Annotated in this window: 17 protein-coding genes and 1 pseudogene; 3 read left to right on the forward strand and 15 right to left on the reverse strand. The window is 34.3% G+C overall.

The annotated features are described in order from the left end of the window. Nucleotides 1-24 precede the first annotated feature (24 nt). The gene (locus HS5_RS13065; RefSeq protein ID WP_236751804.1) at nucleotides 25-660 is read right to left on the reverse strand and encodes a superoxide dismutase; all 636 of its coding nucleotides are present in this window, start codon (nucleotides 658-660) and stop codon (nucleotides 25-27) included. Nucleotides 661-846: 186 nt separating this feature from the next. Between HS5_RS13065 and HS5_RS13070 the strand changes: the two genes are divergently transcribed. Beyond that, nucleotides 847-2703 carry a hypothetical protein gene (locus HS5_RS13070; protein ID WP_236751805.1) on the forward strand — a complete coding sequence of 619 codons (1857 nt, stop codon included), beginning with the start codon at nucleotides 847-849 and terminating at the stop codon, nucleotides 2701-2703. Here the strand turns inward: HS5_RS13070 and HS5_RS13075 are convergent. The 4 genes from HS5_RS13075 to HS5_RS13090 are packed head-to-tail and all read right to left on the reverse strand — an operon-like array spanning nucleotide 2695 to nucleotide 5629. Continuing rightward, nucleotides 2695-2913, reverse strand: a complete 219-nt coding sequence (locus tag HS5_RS13075) for a sulfurtransferase TusA family protein (RefSeq protein ID WP_236751806.1) — start codon at nucleotides 2911-2913, stop codon at nucleotides 2695-2697. The two genes, HS5_RS13070 and HS5_RS13075, sit on opposite strands and share 9 nt — an antisense overlap. 36 nt (nucleotides 2914-2949) lie before the next feature. Further along, on the reverse strand, nucleotides 2950-3732 hold the full coding sequence (locus HS5_RS13080; RefSeq protein ID WP_236751807.1) for a thioredoxin family protein: 783 nt from the start codon (nucleotides 3730-3732) through the stop codon (nucleotides 2950-2952). A 2-nt stretch (nucleotides 3733-3734) separates the two neighbouring features. Further along, a complete protein-coding gene (locus HS5_RS13085) occupies nucleotides 3735-5351 on the reverse strand; it encodes an ATP-dependent DNA helicase (RefSeq protein ID WP_236751808.1) in 1617 nt (538 codons plus the stop codon). After that, nucleotides 5342-5629: a hypothetical protein gene (locus tag HS5_RS13090; RefSeq protein WP_236751809.1), complete on the reverse strand. Its 288-nt coding sequence runs from the start codon at nucleotides 5627-5629 to the stop codon at nucleotides 5342-5344. Before HS5_RS13090 ends, HS5_RS13085 begins: the two co-directional genes overlap by 10 nt. A 109-nt stretch (nucleotides 5630-5738) precedes the next feature. On the opposite strand from HS5_RS13090, the pseudogene thiC reads away from it, so the two are divergent. Both thiC and HS5_RS13100 read left to right on the forward strand, forming a co-directional pair. Next, nucleotides 5739-7062 (forward strand): annotated as a pseudogene (gene thiC, locus HS5_RS13095) (phosphomethylpyrimidine synthase ThiC). Beyond that, nucleotides 7028-7336 (forward strand): Rieske (2Fe-2S) protein, encoded by a 309-nt coding sequence (locus tag HS5_RS13100; RefSeq protein ID WP_236751810.1) that lies wholly within the window; start codon nucleotides 7028-7030, stop codon nucleotides 7334-7336. Before thiC ends, HS5_RS13100 begins: the two are co-directional and overlap by 35 nt. Nucleotides 7337-7338: 2 nt before the next feature. Here HS5_RS13100 and HS5_RS13105 read toward each other — a convergent pair whose 3' ends face one another. From HS5_RS13105 to HS5_RS13150, 10 genes are read right to left on the reverse strand one after another with little or no spacing between them, the layout of a single operon-like run. Continuing rightward, nucleotides 7339-7974 carry a type I 3-dehydroquinate dehydratase gene (locus HS5_RS13105; protein ID WP_236751811.1) on the reverse strand — a complete coding sequence of 212 codons (636 nt, stop codon included), beginning with the start codon at nucleotides 7972-7974 and terminating at the stop codon, nucleotides 7339-7341. Next, a complete protein-coding gene (locus HS5_RS13110; RefSeq protein ID WP_236751812.1) occupies nucleotides 7971-9158 on the reverse strand; it encodes a 3-phosphoshikimate 1-carboxyvinyltransferase in 1188 nt (395 codons plus the stop codon). The genes HS5_RS13105 and HS5_RS13110 overlap by 4 nt, the downstream gene beginning before the upstream one ends. After that, entirely contained in the window at nucleotides 9139-9918 is a 780-nt protein-coding gene (locus HS5_RS13115; protein WP_236751813.1) for a shikimate kinase, read from the reverse strand. The genes HS5_RS13110 and HS5_RS13115 overlap by 20 nt, the downstream gene beginning before the upstream one ends. Beyond that, a complete protein-coding gene (gene aroC / locus HS5_RS13120) occupies nucleotides 9891-11063 on the reverse strand; it encodes a chorismate synthase (RefSeq protein WP_236751814.1) in 1173 nt (390 codons plus the stop codon). Before aroC ends, HS5_RS13115 begins: the two co-directional genes overlap by 28 nt. Continuing rightward, entirely contained in the window at nucleotides 11041-11835 is a 795-nt protein-coding gene (locus tag HS5_RS13125; protein ID WP_236751815.1) for a shikimate dehydrogenase, read from the reverse strand. Before HS5_RS13125 ends, aroC begins: the two co-directional genes overlap by 23 nt. Next, complete coding sequence (gene aroB, locus HS5_RS13130) at nucleotides 11826-12863, reverse strand: 3-dehydroquinate synthase (protein ID WP_236751816.1); 1038 nt, start codon at nucleotides 12861-12863, stop codon at nucleotides 11826-11828. Before aroB ends, HS5_RS13125 begins: the two co-directional genes overlap by 10 nt. Continuing rightward, nucleotides 12860-13852 carry a 3-deoxy-7-phosphoheptulonate synthase gene (gene aroF, locus HS5_RS13135; protein ID WP_236751817.1) on the reverse strand — a complete coding sequence of 331 codons (993 nt, stop codon included), beginning with the start codon at nucleotides 13850-13852 and terminating at the stop codon, nucleotides 12860-12862. Before aroF ends, aroB begins: the two co-directional genes overlap by 4 nt. After that, nucleotides 13833-14885 carry a chorismate mutase gene (locus HS5_RS13140; RefSeq protein ID WP_236751818.1) on the reverse strand — a complete coding sequence of 351 codons (1053 nt, stop codon included), beginning with the start codon at nucleotides 14883-14885 and terminating at the stop codon, nucleotides 13833-13835. The genes aroF and HS5_RS13140 overlap by 20 nt, the downstream gene beginning before the upstream one ends. Further along, nucleotides 14882-15820 (reverse strand): transketolase family protein, encoded by a 939-nt coding sequence (locus HS5_RS13145; protein WP_236751819.1) that lies wholly within the window; start codon nucleotides 15818-15820, stop codon nucleotides 14882-14884. Before HS5_RS13145 ends, HS5_RS13140 begins: the two co-directional genes overlap by 4 nt. After that, nucleotides 15789-16604: a transketolase gene (locus HS5_RS13150; RefSeq protein ID WP_236751820.1), complete on the reverse strand. Its 816-nt coding sequence runs from the start codon at nucleotides 16602-16604 to the stop codon at nucleotides 15789-15791. The genes HS5_RS13145 and HS5_RS13150 overlap by 32 nt, the downstream gene beginning before the upstream one ends. Nucleotides 16605-16640: the final 36 nt, after the last annotated feature.

Raw genomic sequence — 16640 nt, forward strand, 5'->3', positions numbered from 1 at the left:
TAGAAAATAAGATGTAAAAAAACTTTACTTCTTCATAACTTGTTGAAGCTTCTTATCTGCAAAGTCCCAGTTAACTAAATTCCACCAGTTATTAACGTAGTCTGCTCTCTTGTTCTTATACTGCAGGTAATACGCATGCTCGAATTCGTCCAAGATTAATAAGATAGGCAATTCTGCTATGTGGTTCTGGAAGTGGTTTTCGAAAGTCATTATCTGCAGGTTATCGTTCTCAACTTCATAATAGAGAACTGTCCATCCTGTACCTGGTAATGAGTTCGCTGCTTCAGTGAATAACGCCTTAAATTTCTCAAAGCTACCGTATTGTTTTTCTATTAAATCTCCAATTGCTCCTCCTGGTTTCCCTCCACCTTTTCCTGCTGGAGCCATATTCTGCCAGTATAATGAGTGTAGCTTGTGCCCGTTTATGTTAAATACTAACCCTCTTAATAGACCTTGTATATCATATTGACCTGCTGATATTTCTCCTTTTAGAACTTTGTTTACTCTGTCTACAAAGGAGTTTGCCCCATTAACGTATCCTTTATGGTGTCCGTTATAATGCACATCTATTATATCCTTACTTATGTAGGGTTCTAATGCATCTACATTATATGGTAGAGGTGGTAGTTCATACTTTTTTAAATAAGTTAACGAACTCATAACTATACTTACTTAGTAGTTATTTTTATTTCTTTCTGACTTGAATCTAGAAGCGTATTATATAATTGACTTCACGAAATGCATATATCTGCTTTGAATAATATTTTACATCAATTTTTAGCTTTAAATATTACCTAGATTCAATAATGAGTTTATTAATCCTTTCTAAATAATGATTATATAGAAATGTCAGTTAGAGATCCATTTATAAAATTAAATGCAAAATATTGCAATATATATGAAAAAATTATATTAGTAGTATTAAATTCCGTTCTAATATATATATTGTCTTCAAATTTATCTTTTATTCATAATTATAGCCTTGAAATAATAGCTGTTGTTGCAGTAATCTCGTTCTTTTTGCCCGAGATTATATCTCCTGCATTAACAATCTTGTTTACGATATATTTAGCTTATAAAGAATTAAATTTAAATCAATTATCCGGTATGGTAGAAATTTTCTCATTGATCATTCTTAATATCTTAGTGCCTATATTAATTGAGATAAAATATGGATCAATGCAAGGTTTTATATCTTCAGAGGCAGCAATAAGCTTCCCTATAAGCTTCCCACTATTATTAACTGGAATAGCAGAAAAACGAAATATAATAATTAACGTTTTGGCAGCTTTGCCACTATTTTTTATGATTTTTTACCATCTTGGTAATACATTAAATATTACATTTATCATGTATTTATCGATAGGAATAATAAGTCTCATTATTTCATCCATACTATTCAGCATAAAGCAAGTATTTAGCATAACAGGAGTCATATTTGGTTTTATCGGCCTATCTGCACTAATTTACTTAACATTACTACCTCATCCCATTCCTTCAAATTTAATATATGCAACAGTAATTGCTGCTGCTGCCAATGCAATATTTAGCGGATTTTATGAATTTAAAACAAGAAAACAAAAGAGAGAGAAAATTGAAGAAGAGATCTCTTTAATTAAAAAAGAAATTGAAAGTAGTATTGTAAGCCTAGGACGAGTTAGAAGCTACGCAGAATTAGAAGACAGTCTAAGTAACGTAATTGCCGAAGATGAAAAAAGAATTCTTGATATAAGTAAAAAAATAGAAGAGTGCAAATCCTTAGATTGCGTAAATTCAGCTTATAATGAATTTGCGACAAGTAAGAAAAGTATCGAAGATAAATTATCGCAGTATATTTTTAATACTGTAATCGAATATAATAATGTAGTCAACGAATTAAAGAAAAATGGAATACTTTTGGAAGAAATCGATATTCCTAAGGAAAAAATTGTTTTATCCGAAGATAGTATAGATAAAATACAGAAATTTTTATCTACAATCAACAAGAACATATCCATAGTAATATCTGAAATAAATTCTATAATAGATTCTATAGAAAAAATATCCGGAATTAAACTAAATAGGTTTTATATAACGGAATATGCATCAGTAATAAATGCTATAGATTATTTAAGAAAGAACAATGTACTCTCATACGCAAATCAATGTCTAGGTTATGATAGAGATATATTAACTGAATTGGAATTTTATGGATTTGAAAATAAAAAAATAGAAATAGTTAAAAAACTAAATGAATACTATGGAAGAGAAGTCTTATTATCTGACATAAAAACTATAGAAAGAGAATCCAGTCAAGTTCTTATATTAATTAAGGAGTACCTTAACTACATAGAAACAGAGCTACAAAAAATTTGGGAAGTAAGTAAATTAAACGATATAAGTTACGAAATGGGGTTTATTCATGAATTAATTAATAAATTAAATGAAAACGATGCTATATTCAAAAAACTTTCTGATATTTTGACATCAATCCCAGAAATATCTAACGCAGAGAAGTTAATTAAGGAAAAAGACAATATATATGTATTATTTACAATTCTCAAGGAGAATGAAGATATAATTAAGGAAAAATTAAACGAAGAAGGTTGTATAGAATTGGAAGATTTAGGCATTAATACTAAATTAAGTACTTATGTTATACAATACTTGAAGGAAAGAAATGTAAATGTAAAATTAGATACAAACAAAATTTGTTTATCTTAGTCTCTTTATATTTATTACGACATGGTCTTCCTTTTCTTCATAATTGAAGAGGTATCTTGGAGCATTCCTTAAAAGTTGATGAAGACATAAAACTCTGTCCTTTTCAGTTAAGAGTGTTATTGTTTCTCCAGGCTTCATTGAAACTAAGTACTTTGATAGCTCAACGATAAATTCTTCACACGATTTGTTTCGAAGGTCTAGCTGTTGCATATTAGATTATCTTTATTTCGAAATTTTTAAATGTTACTAAAGTATAGCTTTCCTTTCAACTTCCATATTTTTCAAAGATTTCTGTTCTTTCTCTACTTTATCCCACAGCTGGTCGTAATTATTTAGCATGTAGATATACGCTCTGGAAATCCTCTCCATAGTATCCTTTTCCGTTAAAGGATGAATCCTCAGTCCTACTCTCCCTGTAGATCCTCCTCTAACCATAAGCCAGTGAGCAAACACTTCTATAGGATACTTTGCCTTTATCTCCTCTAGAGAAAGCTTTGAGTTATAAAGCCAATAAATTTCCCTGACAAAATTCGAGGAAATATTCCTTAACATTCTATCCTCCCATTTCTTTACGTATTCTGCACCATTTTTTATCACTAAATTTCTCAAGTAATTATACAATTCATCGGAATCCTCTGAGAGAACTAAACCAGTAACTGCCATGACAAAATCCTTTTGGGCCATGAATGAGTCAAAGTCTAGATTCACATAAAGCCAAGCAGTAGCAGCAAAGGAATCTACTATGCCGTACATCAGCTTATCAACTAATTCATCCTTATTTATCTTCCTTACTACCTTCTCTCCTTGAAGTAGTCTCTCAAATTCTTGAAAATCTACTGTACCTGCATAAACAAGTTTGCCATCTATAAAAACCGAAGGCGTAGAGATAACTCCCCTTTCTAATGCTAAAAAAGGATAAAGTTCCGTATCTATTACCTGAACTCTTCCTAGGAGACCTTTCTGGTCTAAATATTCTAAAAGTAGATTGCATTCAGTACAGTTTCTGTGTGTAAATATTTCCACTTTCATGGTTATAGCTTAATCTTTTTGGGATTAAAACAATTAATCTTAGTTTTCCACATTATGCTATCGTATCTTTTGTCTAAAAGCCAAACATTGGCTTTATCATTAACGCTTCTAATTGCTCTGCCTATAGCTTGTTTCACTGCTATTACTGCAGTGGTATTTATAAGTAAATCCTTAACATCATGCTTAGTAATTTTCGAAATCTCTTCAGCCTGCAATTTAAGGTAATCGTCAACTGCAGGATAAGGAATTCCTACTAAGACAACATCTGAAATTAAACTTCTGCCATCCTTGGTAAGTTCGATTCCTTCAGAAAGCTTTCCCCTTGCAACTGCAGCGATAACAGCTTTCTCCTTTAATCTGTACACATCTTCAAGATTAGTCTTTTCATTCTCCACGAGCTTAGGTAAATTAACTAAGCTCATTACTTCATTCATCATCATATAGCTGGAGAATACTGCAAGCACGTAACCTTGAGATTGATAAAATATCTTCAGTATATATGAAGCATATTTCTTCCACATTTCTTTAGTTCTCAAACTATAAGCAGAAGTTACATCTAAAGCTAAAATGCACTCTATACTCCCGCTTAGCTTTTTCTTCATTTCTTTTTCTGCGTCTATATAATCTATCTGCTTAGTTATTCCTAAAACTTCACGTAAGAACTCCTTAGACTGCAAAGTTCCAGACATTAAGATCACTGATAAGCTGGAGTCATTAAGTATTGAGACGTATTTTTCCGGAGTAATAGGCTTTTTAACAAGACTCCCTTTATAAGAGAATACTTTGCCGTCGCTTTCATAAAATTTTATTATACTATTTAAATAAATCTGTCTTATTCTCTTTTCTTTAATCATTTTCTCTCTCAAAGCTTCATACTCTTCTTTTATTACTTCCATCTCATCATCGGTGAGTTTAGGAAAATGTTGAATTAGTATATATCTTTCCTCTTGGAGAGTTTTTCTCTTAACTTCATCTTTTATTTTTCTTAAGATATCTATTGTTGCGGAATTAGAAGTCTGAGAAATTGCTCTATCAATTATCATAGAATTTAATTTTCTCTCTTCGAGTTCATTTAGTCTATCTAAGTTGTGGGCCTCATCTATGACTATTACATATTGCGAAAGATCTAATCCTAATGCTTCCCTTAATCTAGGTATGAAAAAGTAAGGATAAGTTAGAACTACTACTTCAGAGGAAGATAAGGAATCCAACAAAGAATAATAAGGACAGAAACCTTCTTCCTCTCCTTCTTTCTTTAGTTTAGAAAGAAATGAAAACGGATAATCGTCTACCCTTACTGGAATACTGGAAAATATGTCACAGCCAGAACACTTTATATCTTCAGGATTAGCGTCTGCAGTAGAGAAAGGACATGCAAGAGTTTTACTCACCATAAAGGAAAAGTTTTTTCCTAATCTCTTGCTTTCCCTATATACTGGATAGTACTCATTGTGAGTCCTTACTACGTAAAGAATCTTACCTTTTAATTCTGTACCAACTACTAAAGAAAATAATGTTTTACCACTACCTGTAGGAGAATTTAAAGCAACTAAAAATTCTTTCTTTAATGAACCTAAAACTCTCTCTTTTAATTTTACCTGCCAGTCCCTTAAATCCACTCTTCGTTCTTAACTATAATTTCATCAAGCATTATATAAGTTACGTAGTCTTTATTAGCAATTGATAAAACATCCTTAGCTTTTCCTCTTATTTTAATTGTTTGCATAAAATTGAAAACTTTCTCGATCTTTAAATTCTCAAAGGAATTTAATACGTCTTCTGATGGCGGTACATTTAAAATAACTGTAGCTTCTATTTCAGTACTTGGAGAACTCTGAGCAATCTCAATAATCCTATAATCAATTTTTGATCTGCTAACTTCTTTAATTTCTGACATATGTTTTCACCTCTATATGTATATACTGTTTTAACATTATAAAATCTTATCTCTTCATCCATGATGTAACACCGTAAGGATTATAAGTAACTTATTAAGTAACTTATATATGGCAACTCAGATTCTTGAAGCTAAGAGCGGCAATGTTACAGAAGAAATGAAAATTATAGCTAAAATTGAGGGAGAAACTCCAGAAAAAATAAGGGATAGGGTAGCTAATGGAAGAGTAGTAATATTTAGAAACGTCGTAAGAAATAACTTGGAAAGATATACCGCAATAGGCGAAGGACTATTTACTAAGGTGAACGTTAACCTAGGAGCTTCAACAGATCATTACAATGAAGATGAAGAAATTGAAAAAGTTGAGATATCAAATAAATTCGGTGCAGATACAATAATGGATTTAACAGACGGAGGAGACATAGACGGAATGAGGAAAAAAGTTTTAGCAAGAGCGAAAATGCCAGTAGGCACAGTACCTATTTATCAGGTTTACTATGAAATGGTAACTAAAAGGAAGTACGTTATTGATTTTACAGAAGATGATTTCTTTAACGTCATTGAAAAACATTTTAAGGATGGTGTAGATTTCGTAACAGTACATACGGGAGTAACATTAGACCTAGCTAAAAAAGCTGCAGAAGAGAACAGCGGGCGTAGTAAGTAGAGGAGGAACAATACTAGCTGCATGGGAAATATATAACGAGAAAGAGAATCCATTGTATTCAAATTTTGATTACCTATTAGAGTTAGCAAAAGATTACGATGCAGTATTGAGTTTGGGAGATGCATTAAGACCTGGAGGAATAGATGATGCACATGATGAATTTCACGTTGGAGAATTACTAGTTAATGCTAGGTTGGCTAAAAAGGCAGTAGAGAAAGGAGTTCAAGTAATGATTGAAGGACCTGGACATATGCCTTTAGACCAAATAGAAATGGACATAAAGCTTGAAAAACAGCTGACTGGAGGAGTTCCTTATTACGTTTTAGAAATTCTACCTACTGACGTAGCTGCTGGATACGATCATATAGCAGGTGCTATAGGCGGAGCTTTAGCTGCTGCATCAGGGGCTGATATGCTATGTTATTTAACTCCAGCAGAACATCTCTCATTACCTACTCCAGATCAAGTAAAAGATGGCCTAATTGCTTTTAAAATCGCAGCTCATACTGGAGACATTATAAAATTAGGAGAAAAAGCCAGAAAATTTGATACAGAAATGAGCAAAGCTAGAGCATCTCTATATTAGCAAAAAATGTTTTCTTTAACTTTTGATGAGGAGAGAGCAAAGAGAATATACAGACAATACAAAAAGTTTGAGGCAGGTTCTTGCACAATGTGCGGAGACCTTTGCGTTTATTTAGTTTTACCGAGAGCCTTAAATAAGAGGAAATATGCAAATCAAAAAGCCTCAGCTGAAAATAGGTGATAAAACTAAAATAAAAGTAAATATAAACAATGAAGAAAGAGAAATAGTCTTATTATATCTTGGTGGAGACAAATACATTGCTTTCGACGCGTATTGCCCCCACTTAGGCTGTGATCTAGAAAAATACGGAGTCTTAATTAGAGAAGAAATCGTGTGCCAATGCCACTTTTCACATTTCTCCATAAAAGATGGAAAACCTACTAAAGGAGCTTCAAAAAAACCTCTTAGAATTTACAAAGTTACAAGCAAAGGAGATGAATTAACAATAGAATAGGGCTACTCTTTATATAAGCACGATATAATCTCATAAGCTTTAAAATAATGCATTTGCCCAGGAGCAGTTTGCTTCTCAACAAAAGTGTAAATTAACTTAGAACCTAAAATGCCAAAAGCTATCCTTTCTAAAGGATCTACACCCATAGGCAAGACTATAATTTTATCAAATTTTAAAAACCTAGATAGTAGCTCCTTATATTCTCCTTTACCCATTACTGCTACTTTTACAAATCTTGCAGTAGGTAAGTATTTTTCAATTATTCTCTCTACTTCCTCATAACTAGGTAGTTCGTTAAAGTAATGTACTGAGACTATCTCATCTTTGAACGGAATAGAAAACCTATCCAAGAAGGAAGCCTCTATATCATAAATAAAACCTTCCTTGTTTGCTTCTTCTAAATATTTCGCCTTTTCATTATCGTCTATTTTATTCATTCCTCCTTCAGAAACGTCTCTAATTGTCAGAATGAGTTTATCTTTTAAATCTCCCAAAATCGATTTTATACTATCAATAGTAATTAGCCTTAGAGAATAATCTAGCCTTAGTTCAATCATGTCAGCCTCTTTAATCTTCCTCGCTTTAAGTAAGTCATCTTCCTTATAAATTGGAAGAGAAGCCACTATTAGTGGTCTCATTCTAGAGATATTTTTCCTCCCAATTTTATTAAATCTTGCCAAAAGAGTGGATTACTCTTATTTACGCATTCTGCATTATCAACTTCCCCTCCATTCACCAATGACAGCACTCCCGACATCATTGCTATCCTGTGGTCTGCCGGGCAAATAATTCTACCTCTTTTAATTTCCTCCCTCTTTTTCCCTTCGATTATTATACTGGAACTAACGTATCTAGCTTTAACCCCGAATTCGCTTAAAGTTGAGATTATTGTAGAAATCCTATCGCTTTCTTTAATCTTTAACCTCTCAACTCCTTGTATTTCAGAATTGCCGTTGGCAATTGCTGATAGCGTAGCTATTGAGATAGCGAGATCTGGAACATCGTTAATGTTTATTTTTATCGGTAAATATTCGTCAGTAGCTTCAACAATCCAAGAATTCAAATAGTAACTTTTAGCACCCATTTTAGAGATTATTTCAACGATATTGTGATCGCCAAAGTAATCCGGCGGATCATAAAGACCTAAAATTTCAACTTTTCCTTTTGTTAGTAAGGAGGCTAGCGCATAAAAGGAGGCTAGCGCATAATCTCCTGGAATTTCTCCTTCATAGCTTCTTAAAGGTTTAGGGTTAACGTAAATTTCGTTTCCTTCAAATTTAACGTCTGAACCTAGCCTATTAAAGAGATCAACAGTCATCTCTATATAACTCCTTGACGAGATGGGCGGGATTATCTTAATTTTCCCTCCTCCTATCATGTGATAGGCATAGATTAGTCCAGAAATGTACTGACTACTTTCCCAGCCCTCTATTTCTGTCTCATTCTCCAATTTACCTTCTATTATGAGGGGTAAAGAATTTGAAGAGAATTTTGCAGATCTTAATGCCTTAATAATAGCACTTAAAGGTCTCCTCCTTAAAGTCTCATCTCCATCTATCTTTATCCTCTTACCTAAAGCTAACGCGATGGGAATAAACATCCTTAAAGTAGTTGCAGATCCTCTCAAATAGACGTAATCTTTTCCTTCCTTTAATGCGTTCACAGAATTCCTTGCAACTAAAAGGTCATCTGAAAGCTCTTGGCTTACATGTAGAGCGACTTTAGTCAGTAATGACAAGAATATTAGTCTAATTCCTAGACTTTTTGATAAAGGAGCATTTATTTTTCCTTGTATATAAGAATTACTTATCTTGGCTTTCAAGCTTAACAGCCTTTGTTACTATTGTTTTACCGTAAAGATTAAATTCATCTAATATAGGTCCTTCATCGCCTTCTTTAGTAACAGCGAATATTGAAGGACCGTTACCAGATACTCCAGAAGCTAACGCACCTAGCTTTAATGCTTTCATTACTAGATTTAAATCATAGCCTAAAATTTCGCCTACAAGTATGCCGTTATACTTCATAGCAGTTATTGGATCTGATAAAGACATTTTAAATATTTCTTGGAAAATTAACTCAAACTCTTTCAATTTGTTTAAATTAACATTTCTTCCTCCTCTTGCAAGTATTATAATGGAAATATCTGAAGGAGGCTCAGATTTTTTGATTATCTTAAATTCCTTATTATAAGTATACGATATCCCTCCATAATACGCTGAAGTTGCATCGTCTAGCGCCCCAGTATAAGAAACTCCTGCTAATATTGAAAGAATTGCAGAATACTTAACCACATCTATGTCCAAGTTAAATTTCCTCTTAACTTCTCCGAGTAATGCAGTAGAAACTGCACTACTACTTTTTAAACCGCTCTCTTGAGGTATCTCAGAATATATTTTTACATCAAAATCTTCCAGGTCGAATTTAGTTTTAAGAAAATTTATAATACTAGATACAAGCTTACTTTCTCCATCATATTTACCTTTAATAATATCTACCTTTACCTTCAAATTCACTGCCATAGATGAGCCATACCATGAAGGTATAGCATTAACTATTGAGACCCCTCCATAGGTTTGCATAAGTCCATATACCTCTTCCAATTTTCTTCAATGACAGAAGCTTGCTTTTCATCTATTTTAACTTGGGGAATTATTCCCATCCTTAATGCATGATCTACCAAGACTAGTGCTACCATTGCTTCGGCTACAGTAACGCCTCTGATAGCTACTGCTGGATCGTGCCTACCTATAACTGAAATTTCTGCCTCTTTCATAGTTCTCAAATCAACAGTCTTTTGAGGCTTCCTTATTGATGAAGTAGGCTTAAACGCACATCTTAGGATCATCTGCTCTCCGTTAGTCAGACCCCCCAATATTCCCCCTGCATTATTATACTTCCATCCAAGTCTTCCATCTTTTATCACTATTTCGTCGTTAGCTTCGCTTCCTCTCATTTTTGTAGCTTTAAATCCCAAGCCGTATTCAAAGCCTACAACTGCTGGAATTGACATTACTGCCTTTGCTAAGTCTGCCTTTATCTTATCAAAAACTGGTTCTCCTAAACCTATAGGAGTATTATTAACAACAATTTCCGCTACTCCACCGTAACTATCTCCTTCCTTTGTAGCTTCCATAAGCAATTTCTCATATTTTTCTTCTAAGGATTTTTTACTAGCTCTGACTGGACTGTACTTAGAACAAAGAATTTCCTCAAATGTAGGCTTCTCTTCTAGCTCAATGTTTCCCAAGCTAACTAGATGCCCAGCTATTACAGTATTTGTAAGCATTAGAAGCTTCTTTGCAATTGCCCCTGCAGCTACTCTTGTTGCAGTTTCCCTAGCGCTTGCCCTCCCACCTCCTCTATAGTCCCAGTTTTCAAAACCATATTTCATTATATAAGGAAGATCGGCATGACCTGGCCTGGGTTTGTAGTGAACTTCCTCATATAGGGAAGATATCACGTCAGTATTCCTTATCGTTATAGCTACCGGAGCTCCAGTAGTTTTTCCATTATAAATTCCGCTTAGAATATCCGGCTCATCTTTTTCCCTCCTTCCTGATACAAAGAGTTTTCCCGGCCTTCTGAATGCTAGCTCAAACTCGATATCTTCTTTGCTTAAAGGTAGACCTGCTGGAATTCCATCTATTACTACTCCTATTGCGGGACCGTGGCTTTCTCCAAAAGTTGTTATAGTTAATGCCTTACCTAATGAGTTTCCTGGCATATAGAAAATCCACCACTTCCTTATCATTTAAAGACTTTCCTAACCAAATCTTTTGCGCTTCCAATGCCTGCCTTACTAGAATTTCTAGACCGTTAATTGTCTTTAAACCTTTTGATGAAGCTCTTTTTAAAAACTCAGTGTAGAGAGGAGAATAAACGAACTCTATTGCAAGCTTTCCTTTAACGCATTCCTCATGAATATACGATGGAGTTGGAGTAGAGTTAACTACGACATCATAGTCAAAACCGCATGAAGGAACAACTTTTGCTGAATATCCTTTTTCCTTTAGTCTTTCAGATAATTCCTGAGCCTTGTTTACAGTCCTATTAATTATAAAAATTTCTGACCCTAAAGAGCTCAAAGCAAATGCTGCGGCTTTTGCAGCTCCGCCTGCACCAAATATCAAACTTTTCTCAACTTTGCCTATTCCTTTCTCTAAAACTAGGCTTTTAACAGCTAAATAATCAGTATTAAATCCTCTTTTCTTAAATATAGTATTTACTGCACCTATCTCTTCAGCTTCTTTACTTAATCCGTCAAGTAGAGGAATTATTTTTTCCTTATAAGGTATTGTTACATTAAGCCCTTCGCTTACTTCCAATAAGCCCTTTGCAATTTCCTTGAACTTCTCCTCCTCTTTAATATCAAATGCAAGATAGACTGCATTTATTCCCATCTTTTCGAATGAGTAATTATGTATTGCAGGGGATAGTGTGTAAGGAATATTTTTACCTATTATCCCAAAAAGCTTTGTAGAGTAGTCTATAAACATTGCGAAGCAAACCCTTTAACGGTCTCTGTTGGAACTCTAACTACTTTATAATTTCCTATTCTTGTGGGAAAAGGCATAAGAATTTCATTACCCCTGATCTTCTTATCCTTTTCTACTGAAGCTAAAGCTAAATCTTTAGAGTAATGGAAAGGCAATTTTTCTGGAGTTATTGGTAAACCATAAAGGCTTAACATCCATAAAGTGTCTTCTACTACTCCCTCTTCAGAATATCCCATTTCCTCAGCAATTTTTGCTTCACATACCATTCCTACTGATATTGCATAGCCGTGAGGTATAGTAAAATTAGACCCTGCTTCTATTGCATGACCAATAGTATGGCCAAAGTTTAGGACAACTCTTATACCTTTTGTCTCCTTCTCGTCTTCTTTTACCACTTCAAGCTTATCTTTAATAGACCTATAGATGATCTCTTCTAGTGCGTCCTCGTCTTTTTCTAGGACTCTTTTATCGTTCATTGCAAGATAATCATAAAGTTCCTTATCAAGCACTAGAGCATATTTTATTACCTCAGCTAATCCTTTCCTTACCTCTTCTTCTGGAAGGGTTTTAATGAAGTTTAAATCTACTATAATTAATGAAGGCTGATAAAAAGTTCCAAGAATGTTTTTTGCGTTACCGAAATTAACTCCGTTTTTACCACCAATCGCAGCATCTACCATTCCTAAAAGTGTTGTAGGAATATTAATCAAATTAAGTCCACGCATATATATCGAGGAAACAAAACCTACAAGGTCTAAAACAGTACCCCCGCCTATGGCTATGACGTAATCTCCTCTGTTAAAATCATGGTCGTAAAGTGTCTTTACTAGATCAAGGACATTACTCACATCCTTAGCTTTTTCCCCATCCTCTATTGGTATGTTGAGATCTCCCCTATAATCAATATTAAGGCTTTTTGAGTAAAATATTGCCTTCTTTCCATGAATAGAATTCAAAAATTCTTTATAATTAGTATTTACAATAACATCCACTTTAGAGCAACAAATTTCCTCATTTATTTTCCTCATGCAGACCTACCTAAAGCATTAGCTAAAGCTTTAATCCTATTCATTAGCACCTCAAAGGATTCTGGAGTTAATTGTTGTTCAGCATCGCTAAGTGCATTTTCTGGATCTGGATGAACTTCTATTATTAGCATATCAGCTCCTGCTGCTACTGACGCTAATGCTAAGGAATGAACTAATTCTCTTTTACCTGCAGGATGACTAGGATCTGCACACATAGGTAAATGAGTCATCATCTTTGCAGCAACCATTCCTCCTAGATCTAAAGTGAATCTTGTAGCTTTTTCAAAAGTCCTTATTCCTCTCTCACACAGTACTACATTACCGTTACCTTCAGACAATAAATATTCAGCACTCTGTAACCATTCCTCTACAGTGTTAGCCATTCCCCTCTTTAATAAAACTGGTTTACCGAATTTTCCTACTTCCTTGAGTAATGTAAAGTTTTGAGAATTCCTAGCTCCTATCTGTAACATATCTATATCATACTGCTTGAATAAGGACAAGTCCCTTGCATCCATTATTTCAGTAACTATTGGTAGTCCGACTTCATCACTGACTTTTCTCAATATTTTTAATCCTCCTTCTCCTAAACCTTGGAAAGAATAGGGACTAGTTCTCGGTTTAAATGCTCCTCCTCTAAGTAAGGAGGCTCCTGCTCTTTTAACCGCTTTGGCAACAGTCTCAACTTGCTCCTCAGATTCTACAGCACAAGGGCCTGCCGCTACTACTACCTTATCTCCTCCTATTTCTACATCCTTTATGTTAACTTTAGTAGGTTCCTTCTTCCACTCATTGCTTGTTAGGACATAAGATTTCTTAGCTTTAACTTTCGTTTCTATACTTTCGTCATTAATCTTTTCCGCCTCTTCATCTGGCCATACTAATACTAGCTTTTTGCCGTATAAATCTAAAAATTTGTAAGATGCTGAGCTTTCCTTAATTTTCTCCCTTAATGTTGAACTATCATTCTTAAGAATGAAGAGCATCATTTTTCTTCCCCATTAATTGAGTGTACAAGTTATTTAATTCTCTTACTCCAAATTCTCTTGCCTTCTCGGCATAAGGGTTGTTTTCTTGAATTTCCAAAATGACATTTTTAATTTCGTTTACTCTACTAATAATTTTATATACTTCCCTAAAATTTGTAGTTTCATATTTTCTAAAATCTACGCCGAGCTCTTTCGAAAGCTCTTGAATTCCTGAAGATAGGGCTAACAAGTAAAAATGCGGTAAAACCTGGACTATACTCATTGCTTTTTCGTGATCTTTCAAATTGGAAATTAAAGGAACTAAACCGTTATCTATAAAGAATTCGTAAATATTTTTTACAACGGAATTTGAAGTCTTAGAAGGAATTAAAACAACCTTTTCACCTACAGGATACAAATAAGGACCAAAAAGAGGATGAATCGATAAATACATGAAATCATATTTTATCGATTTACATTCTATGTCATCAAAAATTTTCGCTTTTGATGATGTTATATCCATAAAAATTTTGCCTTTAATCTTTTTATAAGCCTCGTCCATAAAATCGGAAAAATATGCAGATGGAGGTAAAGTTGATATTATAATTTCTCCCCAGCTTAAAGCAGAATTTATGCTCATTGTTACAAAATTAAATTCAGAAGAAAGTGCATCTGCTTTTTTCAAATTTCTCCCAGTTATTACTACTTCTTGTCCAGATATTTTGAAAAGCGAGGAAAGTGACCTTGCCATGCCACCGTAACCAATAATTACAATTCTTCTTTTAGATTTAGGATTTATTTGATATAATTTAGAATATGAAAAAATCATTGTTAAAAACGATTCAACGAACGTTTCAGGAATACCGTATTTTCTGGCAAATGTTATCCAATTTTCTTTAACCTTAGATTCCCTATTTTCATCAGTTATCGGAAGACCTTTTTCCTTTTTTATTTTACCGATTTCCTGCGAAACTTGAAACCTCCTAGCTAATAGTTTTATTATATTTTCATCAATTTCTTCTATTTCTTTTCTCAAATTTTCGAGTTCGCTCATTTCATCAACTCTAATGCCTTCTTAATAATGTTCTCAGCGTTTATGCCATAGTAGTCCAATAATTCTCTTTCGCTTCTTGCAGATCTTCCGAAAGTAGTACTTCCTACAAACCTCATTGATACAGGATATTTTTGCACTACAACTTCAGCAATAGCGGAACCAACTCCTCCGTATATTGTGTGCTCCTCTACTGTAACTATTCTGCCAGTTTTCCTAGCATAGTATTCTATAGTATTCTCGTCCATGGGCTTAATCGTCGGAACGTTAATTACTGCAGTTGAAATTCCCATCTTTTCCAGTTCTTCTGCAGCCTTTAAAGCGTCCCATAATACTACTCCAGCTCCCATTATTGCTAAGTCATCTCCATCCTTCAAAACATAAGCCTTGCCTATTTCAAACTTGTAATCCATGCCTGCAGTTATAGATGGAGAATATTCTCTACCCATTCTATAATATATAGGCCCTTGCTCATTGATAATTACTGGAAGACTTCTCTCAACTTCAGCTGCATCTGCAGGAACAACCACTTTAAAGTTAGGTATAGTCCTCATTAATGCTATGTCTTCTAACGCTTGGTGACTAGATCCGTCCCCACTATCACTATAGCCTGAATGAGTTACCGTAAACTTAACGTTAAGGCGCATCCTCCCTGACGTATTCCTTATTTGCTCCCATGCTCTCATGGTAAACATTGCAAAATCAGCAACTACCGGTTTTTTGCCTACAGCAGCTAACCCTGCGGCAAAATTCACCATATCTTGCTCTGAAATACCTACATTAAAGTACCTATCTGGGAACTTTTCTCTGAAGTATAAAGCTCTAGTAGAATCTCCAACGTCCGCAGTAATTACTACAATGTCCTTATCTTCTTCTCCTAGCTTCGTTAATGTCCTTCCGAAAGCTTCACGTATTGAGTAGAAACTGCCTTGCAACATCTGGACTCGCCCTTTGCATTTTAGTATTTTCAATTGGAGTAAAACCTTTACCCCTGAGTGTTTTTGCGAAAATTATTGCAGGTTTTCTTGCCTTTAATGCTTCTTCTATTGCATTAATTATGCTGAGTATATCGTGCCCATCACATGAGAATGTTCTCCATCCTATAGCCTTATAAACTTCTGGAAGGAAATCCTTAGGTTTCACTTCAGAAGTTTTTGCATCAAGCTGATAGCCGTTAATCTCTATAAATGCAATTAGATTATCAAGGTTTCTTGCGATTGCGTGAGTAGCTGCTTCCCATACTTCACCTTCATCTTGTTCTCCGTCACCCATCATTACAAATACTCTACCATTACCTTTTGCCATTTTTACACCTGTAGCAACTCCTATACCGAAACTTAATCCTTGACCTAAACTTCCAGTAGACATATCAACTCCAGGAATGTAGACTTCAGGATGACCCTGCAATATGCCATCAATTGCCTGGATCTTCCATAATTCTTCTTCTTTAATTAAACCTTTCTCATGAAGTACTGCATATAGCGCTGGAGCTGCATGACCTTTGCTTAATATTAACCAATCTTTATTTATCTTTTCTTGAGCATCTCTTATGTATCTGAAGATTAGCGTAGTTAAAATTTCTATACTACTTAAAGAAGACCCTACATGTATGGAGTGGTCATAGAACTGCATCTTTATAACATTTCTCCTAGCTCTTTCTGCTATTGCCTTTAACTTATTTAATTCATCTATTGATATTGGAATTCCATCACGCTCACCCATTGGTGTGACATCAAGACCCCTATAAATACCTAAATT

Source organism: Acidianus sp. HS-5 (assembly GCF_021655615.1).
Lineage (GTDB): Archaea > Thermoproteota > Thermoprotei_A > Sulfolobales > Sulfolobaceae > Acidianus.

Bases quoted from the DNA above. Each gene is read 5' to 3' on its own strand.
- HS5_RS13065 (WP_236751804.1), bottom strand. From the start codon at position 660: ATGAGTTCGTTAACTTATTTAAAAAAGTATGAACTACCACCTCTACCA.
- HS5_RS13070 (WP_236751805.1), top strand. From the start codon at position 847: ATGTCAGTTAGAGATCCATTTATAAAATTAAATGCAAAATATTGCAAT.
- HS5_RS13075 (WP_236751806.1), bottom strand. From the start codon at position 2,913: ATGCAACAGCTAGACCTTCGAAACAAATCGTGTGAAGAATTTATCGTT.
- HS5_RS13080 (WP_236751807.1), bottom strand. From the start codon at position 3,732: ATGAAAGTGGAAATATTTACACACAGAAACTGTACTGAATGCAATCTA.
- HS5_RS13090 (WP_236751809.1), bottom strand. From the start codon at position 5,629: ATGTCAGAAATTAAAGAAGTTAGCAGATCAAAAATTGATTATAGGATT.
- HS5_RS13100 (WP_236751810.1), top strand. From the start codon at position 7,028: ATGCAAATCAAAAAGCCTCAGCTGAAAATAGGTGATAAAACTAAAATA.
- HS5_RS13105 (WP_236751811.1), bottom strand. From the start codon at position 7,974: ATGAGACCACTAATAGTGGCTTCTCTTCCAATTTATAAGGAAGATGAC.
- HS5_RS13115 (WP_236751813.1), bottom strand. From the start codon at position 9,918: ATGCAAACCTATGGAGGGGTCTCAATAGTTAATGCTATACCTTCATGG.
- aroC (WP_236751814.1), bottom strand. From the start codon at position 11,063: ATGCCAGGAAACTCATTAGGTAAGGCATTAACTATAACAACTTTTGGA.
- HS5_RS13125 (WP_236751815.1), bottom strand. From the start codon at position 11,835: ATGTTTATAGACTACTCTACAAAGCTTTTTGGGATAATAGGTAAAAAT.
- aroB (WP_236751816.1), bottom strand. From the start codon at position 12,863: ATGAGGAAAATAAATGAGGAAATTTGTTGCTCTAAAGTGGATGTTATT.
- aroF (WP_236751817.1), bottom strand. From the start codon at position 13,852: ATGATGCTCTTCATTCTTAAGAATGATAGTTCAACATTAAGGGAGAAA.
- HS5_RS13140 (WP_236751818.1), bottom strand. From the start codon at position 14,885: ATGAGCGAACTCGAAAATTTGAGAAAAGAAATAGAAGAAATTGATGAA.
- HS5_RS13145 (WP_236751819.1), bottom strand. From the start codon at position 15,820: ATGTTGCAAGGCAGTTTCTACTCAATACGTGAAGCTTTCGGAAGGACA.
- HS5_RS13150 (WP_236751820.1), bottom strand. From the start codon at position 16,604: ATGGGTGAGCGTGATGGAATTCCAATATCAATAGATGAATTAAATAAG.